16 protein-coding genes are annotated in these 17,957 nt (G+C 36.2%); 15 read left to right on the top strand and 1 reads right to left on the bottom strand.

From position 1 onward, the window contains the following. A complete protein-coding gene (locus G7Y56_RS08960) occupies window positions 1–522 on the bottom strand; it encodes an RNA polymerase sigma factor (protein ID WP_255498696.1) in 522 nt (173 codons plus the stop codon). Between the two features lie 609 nt (window positions 523–1,131). Here G7Y56_RS08960 and G7Y56_RS08955 point away from each other — a divergent pair. The 15 genes from G7Y56_RS08955 to G7Y56_RS08890 all read left to right on the top strand — a co-directional run bounded on the left by G7Y56_RS08955 (window position 1,132) and on the right by G7Y56_RS08890 (window position 17,872). Next, on the top strand, window positions 1,132–1,722 hold the full coding sequence (locus G7Y56_RS08955; protein ID WP_165042786.1) for a DUF3575 domain-containing protein: 591 nt from the start codon (window positions 1,132–1,134) through the stop codon (window positions 1,720–1,722). A 13-nt stretch (window positions 1,723–1,735) separates the two neighbouring features. Beyond that, complete coding sequence (locus tag G7Y56_RS08950; RefSeq protein ID WP_165042785.1) at window positions 1,736–3,190, top strand: DUF3868 domain-containing protein; 1,455 nt, start codon at window positions 1,736–1,738, stop codon at window positions 3,188–3,190. Between the two features lie 63 nt (window positions 3,191–3,253). Continuing rightward, on the top strand, window positions 3,254–4,417 hold the full coding sequence (locus G7Y56_RS08945) for a hypothetical protein (RefSeq protein ID WP_165042784.1): 1,164 nt from the start codon (window positions 3,254–3,256) through the stop codon (window positions 4,415–4,417). Between the two features lie 127 nt (window positions 4,418–4,544). Next, window positions 4,545–5,462, top strand: coding sequence for a FimB/Mfa2 family fimbrial subunit (locus tag G7Y56_RS08940; protein ID WP_165042783.1), 918 nt, complete (start codon window positions 4,545–4,547; stop codon window positions 5,460–5,462). A gap of 18 nt (window positions 5,463–5,480) precedes the next feature. Beyond that, a complete protein-coding gene (locus G7Y56_RS08935; RefSeq protein WP_165042782.1) occupies window positions 5,481–7,505 on the top strand; it encodes a DUF4906 domain-containing protein in 2,025 nt (674 codons plus the stop codon). Between the two features lie 95 nt (window positions 7,506–7,600). Continuing rightward, window positions 7,601–7,774 carry a helix-turn-helix domain-containing protein gene (locus tag G7Y56_RS18850; RefSeq protein WP_370457677.1) on the top strand — a complete coding sequence of 58 codons (174 nt, stop codon included), beginning with the start codon at window positions 7,601–7,603 and terminating at the stop codon, window positions 7,772–7,774. 842 nt (window positions 7,775–8,616) lie between these two features. Continuing rightward, window positions 8,617–9,135: a UpxY family transcription antiterminator gene (locus tag G7Y56_RS08930; RefSeq protein WP_165021565.1), complete on the top strand. Its 519-nt coding sequence runs from the start codon at window positions 8,617–8,619 to the stop codon at window positions 9,133–9,135. A gap of 41 nt (window positions 9,136–9,176) precedes the next feature. Further along, window positions 9,177–11,120, top strand: coding sequence for a nucleoside-diphosphate sugar epimerase/dehydratase (locus G7Y56_RS08925; protein ID WP_165042781.1), 1,944 nt, complete (start codon window positions 9,177–9,179; stop codon window positions 11,118–11,120). Between the two features lie 16 nt (window positions 11,121–11,136). Further along, a complete protein-coding gene (locus tag G7Y56_RS08920) occupies window positions 11,137–12,258 on the top strand; it encodes a glycosyltransferase (protein WP_165042780.1) in 1,122 nt (373 codons plus the stop codon). Beyond that, window positions 12,219–13,139 (top strand): glycosyltransferase family 2 protein, encoded by a 921-nt coding sequence (locus G7Y56_RS08915; protein WP_165021571.1) that lies wholly within the window; start codon window positions 12,219–12,221, stop codon window positions 13,137–13,139. The genes G7Y56_RS08920 and G7Y56_RS08915 overlap by 40 nt, the downstream gene beginning before the upstream one ends. Before the next feature lie 15 nt (window positions 13,140–13,154). Then, window positions 13,155–14,255 (top strand): EpsG family protein, encoded by a 1,101-nt coding sequence (locus G7Y56_RS08910; protein ID WP_165042779.1) that lies wholly within the window; start codon window positions 13,155–13,157, stop codon window positions 14,253–14,255. After that, window positions 14,255–15,361: a glycosyltransferase family 4 protein gene (locus G7Y56_RS08905; RefSeq protein WP_185153990.1), complete on the top strand. Its 1,107-nt coding sequence runs from the start codon at window positions 14,255–14,257 to the stop codon at window positions 15,359–15,361. Before G7Y56_RS08910 ends, G7Y56_RS08905 begins: the two co-directional genes overlap by 1 nt. Then, a complete protein-coding gene (locus tag G7Y56_RS08900) occupies window positions 15,342–15,971 on the top strand; it encodes a sugar transferase (protein ID WP_165021576.1) in 630 nt (209 codons plus the stop codon). Before G7Y56_RS08905 ends, G7Y56_RS08900 begins: the two co-directional genes overlap by 20 nt. Window positions 15,972–16,048: 77 nt before the next feature. After that, window positions 16,049–16,675, top strand: a complete 627-nt coding sequence (locus G7Y56_RS08895; protein WP_165042777.1) for an acetyltransferase — start codon at window positions 16,049–16,051, stop codon at window positions 16,673–16,675. Beyond that, a complete protein-coding gene (locus tag G7Y56_RS08890; protein ID WP_165042776.1) occupies window positions 16,676–17,872 on the top strand; it encodes a DegT/DnrJ/EryC1/StrS aminotransferase family protein in 1,197 nt (398 codons plus the stop codon). Window positions 17,873–17,957: the final 85 nt, after the last annotated feature.

Below are 17,957 nucleotides of genomic sequence, written 5' to 3'. Positions count from 1 at the left end.
TTATCTCAAATTAATATTCTCAAGGCGTGCTTTTATTTTTTTTACTGCGGTTGTTAGATGGATTTCAAGGGTTTTTATAGAAATACCGAGATGCTCTGCCGCTTCCTTATATTTCATTTTATCTTCACGCACAAGCTTAAAAGCCAGTTTACATTTGGGAGGTAATTCTTCTATCGCAGCATTTAATTTGTCTACTATTTCATTTGATATATATTGATCTTCCACTGTTGTTTTTATTGCAGTAAAAAGGTCTATTGTTGAAATATCGATATCTACCTCATAAGATTTATTGTCCCGTAAGTAGTTTAAAGATTTGAATTTTGCTATTTTATAAATGTAGGCATTGAAATTTGCGACTTGTGGTAATAATTTTCGATTTTCCCAAACCGATAAAAATACATCGGATAGAAGTTCTTCGGTAACTTCTTTAGATTTTATAAATAATTGTATATACCTCGTAATATTTCCACAATATAACAGATATATAGATTTTAGTGCATATTCTGAATCATTGTATGCCAAATCTTCGAGGAGATATTTTATGTTCAGATGGACTTTTTCCAAAAGATCAATTCTTAGTATTACAATTTTAAGGTCTAGGCGGATGCCTGACAAATATAAAGAATAAATAACAGAGTTTTAATCAGAAAAAATAGAAATAGTAATATTTTAAATGTTTTACTATGCGAAGTCATTCTTGGCTTATTCATTTTTCAATTCTTCTAGAGTGGGAGTATAGCTAATTTCGATATGCCTCGCCCTAAAATAAGATAGGTCTTAGATCTCTCAATAATTCTTTAAGTTTAGCTTAATTCTCATTTATTTGGAGGGTTATTAGTGTATTATTTTGCAAAATATTTACTGCATTTTTTAAATTAATAAAAATAAACAATATTGGTTTTAAGGATATAGTAGTTGTATTTTGTTTGAAAAAGAGTTCCTATTGTGTTAAAAAACCAAGTAGTTATAGTTAATGTAATATAATATAATTGTTCTATTTAAACAAAATGCAAGTTAAATCATTTTAATTAAATAAAAATAATTTTAAAATATATAAACAAATATGGGCTATTATTAAATATATGCTCATTACAAAATACAATATAAATATTATCTATTAATATCTAAAGAATGACTAAGGTGAATAAATTATTATTAATACTGTTTTTTACAGTTATGCCTTTTATTGTATCTAAAGGACAAGATGTTGCGATAAAGTCGAATCTTCTTTACGATTTAACGACCACTATTAATTTAGGGGTGGAGGCTGGATTAAATGACAAATGGACTTTAGATCTCTCGGGAAATTACAACCCATGGACTTTCTCCAATAATAAAAAGTGGAAACACTGGCTCGTGCAACCTGAAGTAAAATATTGGTTTTGCGAAAAATTTAATGGTAGTAGTTTAGGCGCTCATCTGCTTGGTGGACAGGGTAATGCCGGCAATGTAGATATTCCAATAAATTTTTTAGGTACAGACTTTAGAGTTTTTAGAGATCACCGTTTTGAAGGGTGGTTTGTTGGAGGAGGTATCGCCTACAATCATTCATGGATGCTTAGCGACAGGTGGAATCTGGAAGCCGGAGTTGGTGTTGGGTATATACGTTTCGACTACGACAAATACGAGTGTGCTACATGTGGATCGTGGGTCAGACAAGGTGTTAAAGACTATTTCGGGTTTACAAAACTCGCAGTAAACATTGTTTATATTATTAAATAAAAAGGAGGAAAAGATGAACAAGATATATTACGTTATAAGCCTGACTCTGTTTTTATTTATAACACTAAGCAGTGCAGCGCAAACCAATTATTCCGAACAGATAACAGTAAGGGATTCTATAAATAAACAGAACAATGATCTGGTAGTGAATCTGGATGTTATACTGGATAAACTGCAAATCAAATCAGACCACATGATTGTTCTTACCCCTGTAATCAGATCACAGGATCAATTAAAATCGAAAGAACTTCCTAAAATAGTTATCACCGGAAACCGAAAGAATCAATCTCTGCGACGGAGCTTACTTATCTCCAAAAAAGATGTTTTCAATGGTGAGCCTTACAGTATTGTTAATCGTAAAAATAAGACTACGCAAACTGTAAATTATAGCACAAGTGTGCCTGCTGAAGATTGGATGAAAAACGGTTCGCTGATTTTACAGGAGAATGTTTCGGGATGTGCTTTTTGCGAACTGGTTAACAGCGAGAACTTACTAATGTCGCCCATACTCAAAGAAACGTTTATCCCTCGATATAAAACAAACTTTATCAGCCCTGATGTAGAAAAAATCAAAGCCAGAAACGAAGTTAGCGAATTATATTTAAGCTTTAAGGTTGGACATTGGGTAATAGATATGCCTTTTGGTAATAACACAAACGAAATAAAGAAATTTGACGACTTATACAACACTGTTCTAAATAATAACGACCTGACAATAACAAGCATCAATATTGTGGGTTTTGCTTCTCCGGAAGGCAGCTTCGACTTTAATATGAAATTGTCGGAAAGAAGAGCAAAAGCTACGGCTGATTTCCTTGAGAAACGCCATAATATATCTCACAATCTGGTTCTTGTAGACTGGAAAGGTGAGGATTGGGACGGCTTAATAAAGGCTTTAGAAACAGCTGATATAGATAGTAAAGAAAAAGTTTTGGAAATCATCCGCACAGTAAATATACACGACGGTCGCGAATCTGAAATTATGAAACTGGAAGGTGGTAATGTGTACAGACAATTGCTTAACGAAGTATTTCCGAGTTTAAGACGTATCAGCTGTACTATTAATTATCAGGTAGCTAGCTTCGATGTTGAGAAAGCGAAAAAGGCTTTCATTTCAAATCCTAAATTACTAAGTCTGAACGAAATTTATTTGATGGCTAATAGCTATCCTAAAGGCTCTGCCGAATCAGAGAATATTTACCTTAAAGCAGTTCAGATATTTCCCGACAATCCGCTAACAGCAGTCAATGCCGCAGGGATAGAAATAGAGCATGGTAACATTGAAAAAGCAATGCAAATTATCGAAAAAGTGAAAAATGATCCGATAGCATGGAACAATCTGGGTATCATAATGGCAGAAAACAAGAGGTATGACGAAGCCAGAGATTATTTTATGAAAGCATCTCAAAATGGGGTTTCCGAAGCAACTGATAATTTATCGCAAATAAATAAGTTTTTGGACGAATGAAGACTATAACTAAAATAGAGGATTGAATATATCAAATAGTATTAATTAAAATTATCGAAAATTATGAAAAAGTTAAAGTATTTAGTTTTTATACTCGCGAGCATAGGACTGTTTGCTTGCAGTAGCAATGACGATGAAGCAGGGGTGACACCGGGTACAGGAAAAAAGAAAACGGTGACTTTACAGCTTGATGGCATTGTCTCACAAATAAGCAAATCGATCGCAAACAAATCAACAGCAGGTGTAATCACATTGAATGATGTAACTATTCTACTGACAGACGGGACGAATATTTATGAAAAAAAGACTATTTTAAATTCAAGTTCAGATTTTGCCACTATAACAACCGGAAGCGGTTACGTATTTCACCAATTGGATCCTGCTATTAATAAAGTAATAGTTTTAGGTAATACTACCGGCGAAACACTCAATTACACCAATGTGGCGTCAGTAAAAAGTAGTGTGATGCAAGCTGCGGATGAGCAGGATAAAAATAATATCCTATTGTATGGGGAAAATATATTAACTCCGTCTACAGAGACACAACCTACTCCTCATCCATTGGATGATACCGATTATTTTACAACAACCGTCAATCTGTCGGCATTGGTTTCACGCGTCGAAATAGGTAAAATACAATGTTCGGATTTAGGAAACACTTATTCTTCCTTCAAACTGGTAGGTCTTGGTCTGGTAGATATTTACCAACAAATTAATGTTGATGGTACAGGCGTGAGCGAAAAACTTTCTATATATACCGGACTTGGCAGCATGGGTAAAATATATGAGCCGGGATTGGCAAACCCTCCTGTAGGACTATATGAGTTTGGTAATGCACCGGCTATAGCATGGGCATACAATGCTATTTCACCGATTCCGACGCTTACATCCGGTAGTAATTCATACTATGCTGGAGGAGATATTACGAAAGTATTTGCTCATAACTTTATTCCTGTAGCAGGTACGTTCCCTAATGTGAAAATACGTCTTATGGATGTGACACGTGTGGATAATAGCCCTACACAATTCTCTTATGTTGCGACAAGAAGCTTTAGTGGTGCAGGAGTTGATAACACACATCCTAAACCGGGGTATATTTATCAATTTGACTTGGTCTTTACCGAAAGCAATATTGGCCCTTGGGATCCGGATTCAAGAATCTGTATAGCCGTGAACGTGACTGTAAGCAGTTGGATTATACAAGCTCTTACTCCAACATTCTATTAATCAAGAAACAACATATAATATTAATCTCCGGGAGTTTTAATCCCGGAGATATAATAATAAAATTGAAGGAGATTATATAATTCCAAAATTTTAACAATACTATTACGAATTAAATAAATATAGGCATATGAAATTGAAACACATGAGATTTATATTATTATCATTACTCGCTGTTTTGATGAGTGGATGCATCTCGGACGATTATGACGATTGCGAGCCTGCCTTTATCCATTTTAGCTATACGGGCGATGGGACTGCGCAAATTTTCGATCAGAAAATCGAGAAAGTAGATTTCTTTGTCTTCAATTCTGATAAGCGAAATATTCTGATTCAATCAGTAAGTAAAAGTGAACTTATGCAGAATCACGGAGTAAGACTCGATGTTCCTCCGGGAGATTATTATATATTATGCGTAGGTAATGCATTCGAAAATACATTAATAGAAACCGAACAAGGTGCGGATATGAACAAAATGCGTATTTCTAATCTAAACCTTATGGAAAAGAAAAATGCCCTCACCAATGATTCTTTATATTTCGGATATAAAAAAATAACAATACCCGACCTTGAACACTATTACAAAGTTGAAGATACTGTTCGCTTTGTCTCCAGCCACATCAAGGTGTATTTAGAAGTAGGAGGAATCAGTAACACTGATGCTTCTGCGACAAAAGCATTTGCATCGGGGATGCCAAAGCTTATAATAAACAACTTGGCAGGTTCTATCGACTTCGAAAACCACCAGACCAAAGACCTTTATTCTTATTATCCAAAATTCCTGTATAATGCAGAACAGGAAGTCTATTATACAAAAATCAGTCTAATGCGTTTCCAAAAGGAATCGTCAGTAACTATAGGCTTGGAAGACTCTTCCGGTGAACCTATATATAGTATGAAAATGACTGACTTTTTGAATAAATATGCACAATTTGATCTTGATAAAAACGAGGTTACAATAAATATCAGTATAGACTTTACACCTCAGGGTGTATCAGTGAAAGCACCCGATTGGAATATTGACAATGGTGTTAAACCCGAATTATAACAACAATATATTATAATTATGAAACCCTATAAAAAGAATATATCAATCTTATCGTTGATGCTAATGTTAATACTATGCTTCTCGGTTTCGTGCCGTGAAGATGGAGCGGATTATGATAACGATGGCTCTAAGGATGCTAATAGGATAACTATAAATATATCGTTGGAGGAAGTTACCGAAGCCAAGAATACTCTTAAAGCATTTGTCAATGGCGCATCCAGTACGCGGTTCGATTACAATACACTCAACAACCTGAATGTTGTTGTATATGTAAACAATGATGCTGCGTCACCGTATGTCTATTATTTTGATGCAACCACACACCCGTCGGGCTTTAATCTTCCTATGAGTGGAGGAACCTCGTCATTATCCATATATACAACTACAGCTTTCAGCGAAGTATATCTTGTGGGTAATTATGGCAGCGCGATCAGCAGAAGTTCTGTACTTACACCCAACGATCTCAAATCGCTAAGTGTTACCCTTCCGATGAATAATGCTCCCGACAAATCTGTTATGTTTGCCAAAGCTATCGACCAAGGGACAACAAATGGCGACGGAAGTAAAGTGTTCAATGCTGCCTTGGAGCGCAATATGGCTATGGTTACCGTCAGCCTGCATGGAAAAAACCTCAGGACAGGAGTAAGTATAAAACCGACAAGAATAAGTATAAATAATGTTCCGGCTACGATGACACTGGGGCAACCCAACAATAAAATAATTAATTCGACTGGATTGCGCGCGGGATATTCCCTCGTAGATAGCAATTGGCCGATCCTAAATAACGTAGACAGTCTTATAGGCTACAATACACATACTAGTACCGGGACTCTTGCATTATTCGCTTTTGAAAATATGCAGGGAACCGACAATTCGATAGCTAATCAGTTAAATAAAAAATCGGATATTAACCAGATGCCTTTTGCTACGTACGTCACAGTAGAGGCTCAGTATAGTTACGGTACCTTAAAGGGTGACATCACTTACAGGTTTTGTTTGGGAACGGATATAACCCAAAATTATGATCTGATTCGCAATAAGCATTATATATTATCCCTTTACCTTTCGGATTGGGGAGGAGCACAGGAGGGAGGACGGATCAGCGCCAATACTCTCGTTACGGGAACAGGGCAAGGGGTCAACTGGCGGGTATTAATGAATATGTACGATTATGGCTTTTCACAAACCGATTTTAACTTCGATGGACATATGAGTACGGGAGTTCTTCCGGTTTCCGGATCGAGTAAATTCTTTAATTTTCAGTATAATCCTGCTATAAATACGGCAAATGTATCGGAGCACTGGATTTTGACCACCAAAGCCAATAATACCTGGATACCAATGGAAACAGGTTCAGCAGACGCGATAAAGAATAATCAGTTTACCTATTTTATCAAGCCGTGGCGATATACAGATCCCGGTTTCCCTAAACTTGACACTGATAAACAATACAGGGAGTGTACAATTACAATAGTAAAATCAAACGGAACTAGTCCACAAACTGTAGTCTTTCGCCAATGGGCACCGATCAGATTATCTAGCACGCTCTATATGGAACGCTTCGATGAGGGTAAGACTACATTAGCCAGCAATCTGGCATGGGGGTATCAAGGAACAACTACTCTGCCATCGGGTTTTGTCTATTGGACAGCCGGAGGGGCTGATAATCAGCAGGGACTTGTGAATACACAAAGACTGGGCACTACCTCGCCCGCAGCAACATATACGCTACGAAAAGGCGGATTTGATATAAGCGGTGTAGTTCCATCTATTTTAGCGTCGCAATTCAAGCCGGCAGCATACTATCTGCCTTCGTCAGCTGAAATGGATACAGTGGCAAGCTTTGTTGTCGATATTTTTAATCCTGCCTATACAGGTATGGATGTGGTAGATAAAACTATCGATTATTGGTCTTCCTCGGCCAATAATGCAGGAGGAACCTACTATTGGAACAAAACGACAGCGGTACGAACCTTGACAACGACACGCACAGGAATTAAAAAAGTTCGGGCTGTATATCGTCCGTCAAAAGATACACCGTAATAAAAAATAAGGAGAGTTTAGAAAGCTGTGAGCCACAAGGTTTGCAGCTTTTTTTTTAGAATTATGGACTTAATTATAGGAATCAGTATCTTAATTTGATTACCAGTCACATAAAGCACAATAAAGCCCTGGAGGAAGGAAATCTCGACGAGGTATGTACCTTTCTACGGATTAGCGAAAGGACTTTACAACGCCTGAGAACCAATGGTGTTATTTCTTATTCTGTTATTTCAGGCAAGACTTATTATATAATAGCAGAGATAAAATGAACCCTCAAAGAACGACTGATAAAATCCGGTGAAGAATGCCTGGATGACCCGATCAGAAACCATCAAGAATATTTATATTCTGGGTCACTAAAATAAAAAAGAATTATCTTTCCACCCCAATAAATCGACATATTAGCTATTTTTTTAAAAATTGGCGTTTATTATGAAAAAAATAGCGTGATTTATGAAAAGATAGATATGTTTTATTTCGGCATTATTTTCCACCTTTATCTACCTTTGGCTAATGAATAATCAATGACTAAAGTGGATCACAGCGAGATCGTTTTTTTCTTTTAAAAGGAAAAAGTTCTCAATTAGAGACGTTATAGCTAGGTCTATAAGTGTTTTATAAGATTATTGTTTAATGTTCTTTTTCGATAACATTGCATAAAATTAATTACACAATAAGTTATTGATGCGAGAAATGCCTTATTTAAAAGATTTACAAATACATCGCATTCTCTTGTTTAGAATTACATTTAGCATCGAATTTATTAAGATTGTCTGACACACGCGAGTATTAGTGCTATTTCGTAATTTTCATCTAATCTAAAAACATTTTATTTTTGAAAGGGTATTTATGTATCTTTCAATAGCGAAGCTTTTGCTTTTCTCGAAAATTTAACCTCATTATTTCATTGTAAAATATTGAAATAGAGGTGAGAAACAAAATCGCTAATGCTTTAATTATCACATCAAAATTAAGCACTATTTGTTGCATTCTTATGTCACGCTGATGATAAGCAACATAAGCAGACTTCAATGAACTGAGGTTTTTCGTTCCATAGGGATGACAATAGATATATCACCTTGACAAATTTCACAACTCAACAATTTCACAAATGTTATACTACAAATCAAATGTGTGGTTTGCAGCTCGTGTAAGACGCAACCAAGAAAGACTAATAAAAGAAAAGCTGGAGCAACTTGGAGTGGAGAATTATATACCATTCCGAAAAGAAGTTCGCAAACGCAAAGATCGAAAGGTTGAAGTCTGGACGCCTGTTATTCCTAATATTGTTTTTATATATGCAGATTTTCATACCGGTATGTCAATAGCTAATGATTACGGAGTCAAAATCTCATACATGAAGTCTATAGATGGTAAGAGCCTGCTTATTGTGCCGCAAAAGCAAATGGACGATTTCAAATTGATATGTGAAAGTGGTGTAGAATACACTTTAGACGAAATTTACGAAAAAGGAGATCGTGTACAAGTTGTTGACGGATCTTTGAAAGGTGTTAGGGGAGAGCTGATAAGCACTGATAAAAATAACAGTAAAATGCTCATACGACTTGAAGGAATTGCTACTTTTAAATTGATAGTTCCTGCAAATATATTGAGTAAAGCACTGAATTAAATGAGTTTGCCAGATTTTACCTTAACGCTAGAATATAAAAAATGTCATTACTAAAGAGAAGTTTCGTTTCTATCAATACAAGCTATAGAGATAAACTACGTAATTTGCAATACTTGAATCGGGGTATTGTATTTACTACTGATTTGTTCTTATCTTCTTTCGGTACATTATGTGCTTTATTGCTTGTTTGGTTTATACAAAAAAAGAATAGTATAATGGACTCTGTTGGGTTCATTCTGATTTTGGCTATTGCAATTTCTACACTTTTGTTATTTTTATTTAGATTATACAAGACCAGTATAAGATTCTCCACGCTCCGTGAACTCAAACTGATATTCTTCCTTTTGGTTATCAAATCCCTACTAATATCATTGATTGTTGTAAAACAAGATATTTTAGATGCAGATGATGCTATTACCTGCGGACTATTGGACATGCTTATATCTTCGTTCTTTATGATATTTTCTCGGGTTTTTATAGTAAGTATTTATTACTCGATATTGCATAGAGACGATAAGCCGACAAGCAATGTACTAATTTATGGAGATAGTGAATATGCACCATTACTTGCCTCTCAAATTAATAACAATGATGAAGTTCCATACAAGGTTGTCGGAATACTAAGCCGGCAGCATCGGAAAAAAGGATTCAAAATTGCAGGTTTACGAATCTATACTTGGGATGGCGATTTGAGTAAATTATTACTTTCTATTAAGCAAAATATAACTCATATTATATTTACCAATTATGCTGATTTTAACAATGAGCATAATAGATTGGTATATAGCTGTATAGAGCATAATATACAAATGCTGATGAGTGGTAGAATACACCCATTAGAGAAACAGGATGTACGACAACGAATAAAACACATTGATATAGAAGATCTTTTGCAACGCGACGAAATAACAATAGATGTAGAGGCTGTATATCAAGAAGTAAGTGATAAGGTTGTATTAGTAACAGGTGCTGCAGGTTCTATCGGACGAGAGATCTCAGTGCAATTGGCACGCTTTGGTGTGAAACGATTGATTCTGTTGGATATTGCAGAGACACCGTTGCATAATTTGGAGCTTGATATGCAAAAGAAGTTTCCCAACCAGAATATTACCTTTATATTGAGTGATGTTCGTTCGAATACAAGAATCAAAAATGTATTCGAGCAAAATAAACCCGACTTTGTATTTCATGCAGCAGCTTATAAGCACGTTCCTTTAATAGAAAATAACCCTTGTGAGGGAGTTCTTACTAATATTGGAGGAACCATAAATATTGCTCGTCACGCACAACTTAATAAAGTAGAGAAATTCGTAATGATATCTACTGACAAAGCGGTGAATCCGACGAGTGTAATGGGAGCTACAAAACGCATAGCCGAATTGTGCATACAAGGATTGAATAACAATTCATCTCATACTCAGTTTATCACAGTTCGTTTTGGAAATGTATTGGGTAGTAATGGATCTGTCATCCCTCTATTTAGGAAGCAAATAGCGAGTGGGGGACCTGTGACTGTTACCCACCCCGAGATGATACGTTACTTTATGACAATTCCCGAAGCTTGCAGACTGGTTTTACAGGCTGCAACTATGGGAAGAAGTGGTGAAATTCTTGTTTTTGATATGGGAGAACAGGTAAACATTGATAATCTTGCCCGAAAAATGATATTACTTTCTGGATTTATCCCTGATGAAGATATAAAAATAGAATATACCGGTCTTCGTCCGGGAGAGAAACTGTATGAAGAGCTACTAACAGAAGCTGAATCTACTCAAATAACTAAAAATAAAAAGATAAGGATAGTACAGGGTGATAAAATAGACGATAAAAAATTAACACTTCAAGTAATAAAGCTCATGGGATATGCTGAAAAAATAGATATTACGAGCACTGTCCAAATGATGAAACAAATTGTTCCGGAATTCAAGAGTAACAATTCGGAGTTCGAGGTTTTTGATGAAGAAGAGCTTGTAACATACAGTTAGAAATAGAAAAATGGGTATGACTGAAAAACCGGTCAGGGTATTAATGCTTTTTACGATCCTCAATAGAGGAGGAGCAGAGACCATGGTAATGAATTATCTTAGAAAGATAGACCGTTCTAAAGTCATTTTTGATTTCATTGTGCACCGTGAAGAAAGGGGAGCTTATGAAGATGAAATAGAAAGTATGGGATGTAAAATATTCAGATTTCCTCCTATTAGTATATTTCGCACTTCATCATATAAAAAGTCAATATCCGATTTTTTCGACATACACCCTGAATACAAAATAATACACGGTCATTGCTCCGAACTAGGTTACTATATATACAAGGAGGCTCATAAACGAGGTCTTAAATTTATTGCTGCCCATGCACATAGCGAACCTTGTGGATTTGATATGAAGATGCCTGTAAGAAATGTTCTTAAGTGGGCAATGCGACCTTATTTAACTCATTATTTCACTTGCGGTTGGGGTTCTGCAAAATGGTTATTTGGGAAAAAAATAATGAAAAAAGTAATTTTTTTTCCAAATGCAATCGATGCACATTCATTAATGTTCAATCCTCTAAGAAGAGAAAAAATAAGAGTTAACAATGAGTGGGTACAACGACTAGTTGTAGGTAATGTATCAAGTTTCTCACAACCCAAAAATCATTTTTTTCTTTTAGACATATTTGTTGAAATCGTTCGCCGCGAACCATCTGCACTATTAGTACTTGTGGGTAGTGGTGGTGACTTGGAGAGCAAAGTGAAAGAAAAAGTCTTGCGATTGGGGCTAAAGGAAAGTGTAAGGTTTATGGGAAGCCGTTCAGATATTCCTGATCTGTTGCAAGGAATGGATATATTCATCTTCCCTTCATATTTTGAAGGTCTGGGAATGGCACAACTAGAGGCTCAAGCATCAGGATTGCAAGTTCTAAATTCAACAAAAATACCTAAAGACGGAATTATTATACCCGAACTGGTAAATTTCCTATCACTGGAACAGCCTGCTACAGAATGGGCAGAAAAAGCATTGCAAATAGCAGAAAATAAAGATCGGAAGAATTGTTCACAGGAAATTATCGATATGGGATTTGATATAAATAAAAATGCAGAATGGCTTCAAAATCTATATATAACGGAAAGCCAACGCTAACCATATTCACTCCTGCTTATAACCGTGCTCATACAATCGACTTGTGTTATAAGAGCCTTTTGCGTCAGACTTCGTCTGATTTCAAATGGTTAATAGTCGATGATGGATCTACAGATTCTACAGGCGATTTGGTTAGGAGCTGGATTGCTGAAGGTAAAATCCCTATCGAATATCACTATCAGAAAAATCAAGGAATGCATGGAGCACATAATACTGCATATCAATTGATAGATACAGAATTGAATGTGTGTATAGATTCGGACGATTATCTTGCTGATAATGCAGTAGAGCTTATTGTCAATAAGTGGGAAAAGCATGGATCTGATGAATATGCAGGAATTATAGGTCTTGATGCAAAATTTGATGGAACAATAATCGGAACTGAATTTACGACAGATAAGACTACTCTTTCAGGTTTCTATACTCGGGGTGGGCGTGGAGATCGAAAACTTGTCTATCGCACATCGGTAGTAAGAAGTGTACCTGAGTATCCTCTTTTCGAGGGTGAAAAATATGTCGGGTTGGGTTATAAATACCAGCTTATTGATTTGAAATATGAGCTGTTGACAATAAATGAGGTACTATGTTATGTCGATTACCAGATAGATGGTTCTTCAATGAATATGTACCGACAATATTTCCGTAATCCGCAGGGGTTCGCATTTATACGTAAGGAGTCTATGAAACATCATCCCTCACACAAGCGGAGATTTGTTGAAGCTATGCATTATGTTAGTTCGAGTATAATTTGTCGTAACTCTAGGTTTATATCTGAGTCGCCATTCAAATTTATGACAGTGTTGGCTATACCTTTTGGGGTTGTACTATACTTGTGTCTTTTATTTCAATATAAGCGTAACAAATTTATGACCCTTGAATAGGAATCAGAAGCTAATATGATTGATTACATCCCCACATATTTATATACTGATTACTTTAACTATTTGGTTTTCGCTTTAATTATAGTTGCCGCATTCGAATGTTTTTCGGGCAGGTTATTTAAGCCTGAAGTGAGAGCGGTAAATAATATAATTGGCTTCATCGTCATTATCGCAGTGATTTTATATATGGGATTACGTCCCATCTCATATGTATTCGGAGATACTGTAAACTATGCGTACTCGTTTTATCGATTGCAAATGAATATCGATCAGTTCCAAATACTCAAAGATGGAGAATGGTTTTTTAATACCATAATGTTTTGGTTTGCTAAATATAGCAATGTCCATTTCTTCTTTTTGTTTTGTGCAACAACGTATGTAGGGGCTCTCTGGTGGGCATTTAAGCGTATTTTCAGAGAAGATTATCTGATACCATTTATAGTCGTAATGGCTATGTTCACATTTTGGAGTTACGGAGTCAACGGGATTCGGAATGGGATGGCTGCTTCAATAATAATTTTAGCTTTGACCTTTAGACGGAATATTACTATAATGGTAATATTGTCTATCTTGGGGTTGGGGATTCATAAATCCTTATACCTCTTACTTATAGCGGCAGGAATCGCATTTTTTATAAAAGACTCTAAAATATATTTTTGGATTTGGGTAGGTTGCATTCTTCTTTCGTTAATTGTAGGTAATTCCGTTGCAAATATACTCGCCGGGAGCAATTTGATCGAAGATGACCGTTTTGCAGGTTATATTTCAGGTAATAATAGTGAAGATGTTTTCAGTTATACCGGTTTCAGGTGGGATTTTTTATTATACAGTGCAATCCCTGTTGCAGTTGGGTATTATTTTATATTCGAAGAAAAATATACAGATAAATTCTATATATGGCTATTCAATATTTACTTAATGACCAATGCTTTTTGGGTTATCGTAATCAGAGCAAGTTTTTCAAATCGTTTTGCCCAAATATCATGGTTCCTTATACCGTTGATATTGATTTATCCATTATTTATGAAAAAGTTTTGGAGTGATCAGCCGATTAAGATCGGGTACACTGTGGTAATTTCCTACCTATACACATTTTACCTAGTATTTGTCAGTTGATGAAAAAAATAATACGTGTGGCGGCTGCACCCATTTCACTTGATATATTATTGCGTGGGCAGCTTCAATTTTTGAATAATTACTACGAAGTAGTAGGAGTTGCATCACCGGACAAAGAAATACATAGGAAAATATCAGACAGAGAAGGAATACGTACTGTTGAACTTTGTATAGAGCGCAGAATATCACTACTCAAGGATTTGAGAGCTCTAATTAATTTATATATACTTTTTCGCAAAGAGAAGCCGGATATAGTGCATTCGCTGACTCCTAAAGCAGGATTACTCTCTATGGTAGCGGCTTGGGCAGCTAAAGTGCCCGTAAGGATGCATACATTTACCGGGCTTATTTTTCCATGGAAAAAAGGGTATATGAGTAAACTACTCAAAACAATGGATCAATTAACATGTATAGCTGCTACACATGTTATTCCTGAAGGAGAAGGAGTAAGGAAAGAACTGATAAATATTTGTAAAGCGAACAAACTATCGAAGGTTTTGGCCAATGGTAATATCAATGGTATAGATGTGGAATATTTTAAACCCATCCCCAAGATTTCGGATAATACCGTTACACGTTTTGTTTTTGTCGGTAGAATTGTACGCGATAAAGGAATAGAAGAGCTGAAAGAAGCTTTTGAACGATTGGACAATGCAGAGTTGGTTCTTGTGGGTCCTTTTGAACAAGATATTGATCCCCTAAGCGATAGTTGTCATAAGTGGATTAGGCAAGGAAACCGAGTAACAAGTGTCGGATTTAGAGACGATATCCGCCCATATCTCGCAGATGCCGATGTTTTTGTGTTCCCCTCTCATCGTGAGGGTTTCCCTAATACACCTCTTCAGGCCGGATCTATGGGACTCCCTACTATAGCAACGAATATTTGTGGATGTAACGAGATTATTATCAATGGAAAGACAGGTTTTCTAATTGAACCTCATAATATAGATCAGCTCTACCAAGCTATGAAATCACTTGCCGAAGATGCTGCATTAAGAAAGGAAATGGGTTTGAATGCCAGAGTACATATTGTTGAAAAGTTTTCGCACCAGAATGTGTGGAATGCATTATTACAATTTTATCAGAATGTATCGCAATTTCATTAAACGAATCTTTGATATTGTAGGGTCTGTTGTTGGGCTTGCATTATTGTTACCTGTATTATTATTCATAAGCATATTCTTAGCTATAGCTAATCATGGATGCCCTTTCTTTTTTCAGGAAAGACCTGGAAAGAATGGGAAAGTTTTCAGAATTGTTAAGTTTAAGACAATGAACGATAAACGGGATGAGAATGGAAAGTTATTACCCGATTCAGAAAGAATTCATCCAATAGGACGGTTTGTGAGGTCAACCTCCATAGACGAACTTCCACAAATGATAAATGTGTTACTCGGTCATATGAGTTTCATCGGTCCACGTCCGTTGTTGAAAGAATACCTTCCATTATATACATCTGAACAGGCCTGCCGCCATAAAGTGCGACCGGGAATAACCGGATGGGCACAGGTGAACGGACGAAATACCATTTCGTGGGAGCAAAAATTTGAATATGATGTATGGTATCTCGACCATCTGAATTTTAAATTAGACATTCAAATTATATGGATGACAATACAAAAAATTGTGATTCGCGATGGAATTAATTCAAATGAGAATATAACTATGATTCCTTTCGATACATATTGTCAACAATTTCAATCAGACTTGGAATAAGTAATCGTACTTGGTGCACTCTACGCAAAAGATTGAATATTAAGCTAAAAATAAGGATATCAAAATAATACAATTACATGAAAAACTTAATTGTTTTTGGTGCAGGAGATCTTGGTAAATTCATTGTATATAACATAGAAATGTTTGACAATGAATATAATATACTGGGTTTTATAGATGAGGATGTAAATAAAGTGGGGGGTGAGCTTTGCGGGTTGCCGATATTTGGTATAGGCTATTTGCAATCTAACAAAATAGATAATTTATGTATCGTTATAGCCATGAGCTCTCCGACGGCAAAAGAGGCAATCTCAAAAAAGCTAAAGCCTTATGATGTGGAGTATCCAAACTTTATATCTCCTAATTCCTGGCTGTCAAAAGGGGTGAAAATAGGACGTGGAGTTTTAATATATCCGGAGAGTTCAGTTGATTTTGAGACAGAAATAGGCGATTTTGTTACAATTAATGCTGGATGCTCTATTGGTCATAATGTTGCAATAGGGCAATTTGCAACATTGGCTCCCGGTGTTAATCTTGCAGGATTTACGAAAATAGAAGAAAAAGCTAATTTGGGTATAGGATCTTGTTCCATACAAAAAATCAAAATAGGTAGTTGCAGTATAGTAGGAGGTCAGGCAATGTTGATAGAAAATGTAGAGTCTGGAAGAACTGTAGTGGGAGTACCTGCCAAAATAATCAAGTAAATGGAATCAAAAAAAATATGGTTGTCTATCGCCCAAATGGGTGGTCACGAACTACAGTACATTCAAGATGCTTTCGATAAAAATTGGGTGGCTCCATTAGGTCCGAACGTAACCGGATTCGAAAAAGATCTTGAAGGTTTTCTTAATCAGAAATGCCATGTTGTAGCTCTTAGTGCCGGAACAGCCGCCCTCCATCTGGCTATGGTACAATTGGGCGTATGTTCGAGTGATGAAGTTATATGCCAATCATTCACATTTTCGGCATCAGCCAATCCTATTGCATATCAATGTGCAACACCAATATTTGTCGACAGTGAGGCTGATACATGGAATATCTCTCCCAAATTACTGGAAATAGCTATTCTTGATAGGAAAATGAAGACAGGGAAATATCCCAAAGCGATTATTGTAGTGGATCTTTATGGTATGCCTGCCAAAATGGATGAGATTACTACCATTGCATCACGATACAATATTCCAATAATAGAAGATGCAGCAGAAGCATTAGGATCTGAATATAAAGGGCGTAAATGTGGCACATTTGGAGAATTCGGAGTTCTGTCATTCAATGGAAATAAGATGATAACCACTTCGGGTGGTGGAGCTTTGGTATGTAAAAAGACAGAACAGGCACAGCAAACTGTTTTCCTTGCAACTCAGGCGAAAGAAAATAAGCCTTATTATCACCATGAAAAAATAGGCTACAATTACAGACTAAGCAATATTTGTGCAGGAATAGGTCGGGGACAGATGGAAGTACTGTCACAGTATTTGTCGCGAAGGCGAGAGATTCATGCTCTATATTCAGAATTACTGGCTGATGTGGAGGGAATATCTGTTATGCAATGTCGAGATAAGGCATTTAATTCTAACTATTGGTTAACCTGCATTACTATCGACAATACGATATTAGAAGTAACAGTAAATGATATTCGCTTGTATCTCGATTCTGTTAATATCGAGTCACGACTACTTTGGAAACCGTTGCACATGCAGCCGGTATTTGATTCATGTCCTGCGTATATAGATGGCACATCAGAAGAGCTTTTCCGCAAAGGGCTTTGCCTGCCTTCCGGTTCGGCATTGACAAATGAAGACGTGAAGAAAGTAGTGGCTGAATTGAAGAAATATATATACAATAGTAAGACTGAAAAGTCAGATCGGCAGACCGAATTGCTTTCGGCAAACGAGAGATGAGGTATGTATAGATACCATCCCTACTTTATATTCACACAGGATAAAAGATATGACCAAAGAGCAAGCATGCATTCTGTTCTTTAGT

Source organism: Dysgonomonas sp. ZJ709 (assembly GCF_011039195.1).
In the GTDB taxonomy this organism is placed as follows: domain Bacteria; phylum Bacteroidota; class Bacteroidia; order Bacteroidales; family Dysgonomonadaceae; genus Dysgonomonas.
The sequence above is the reverse complement of the archived record's forward strand: the minus strand, read 5'-3'. Positions and strand labels throughout refer to the sequence as shown.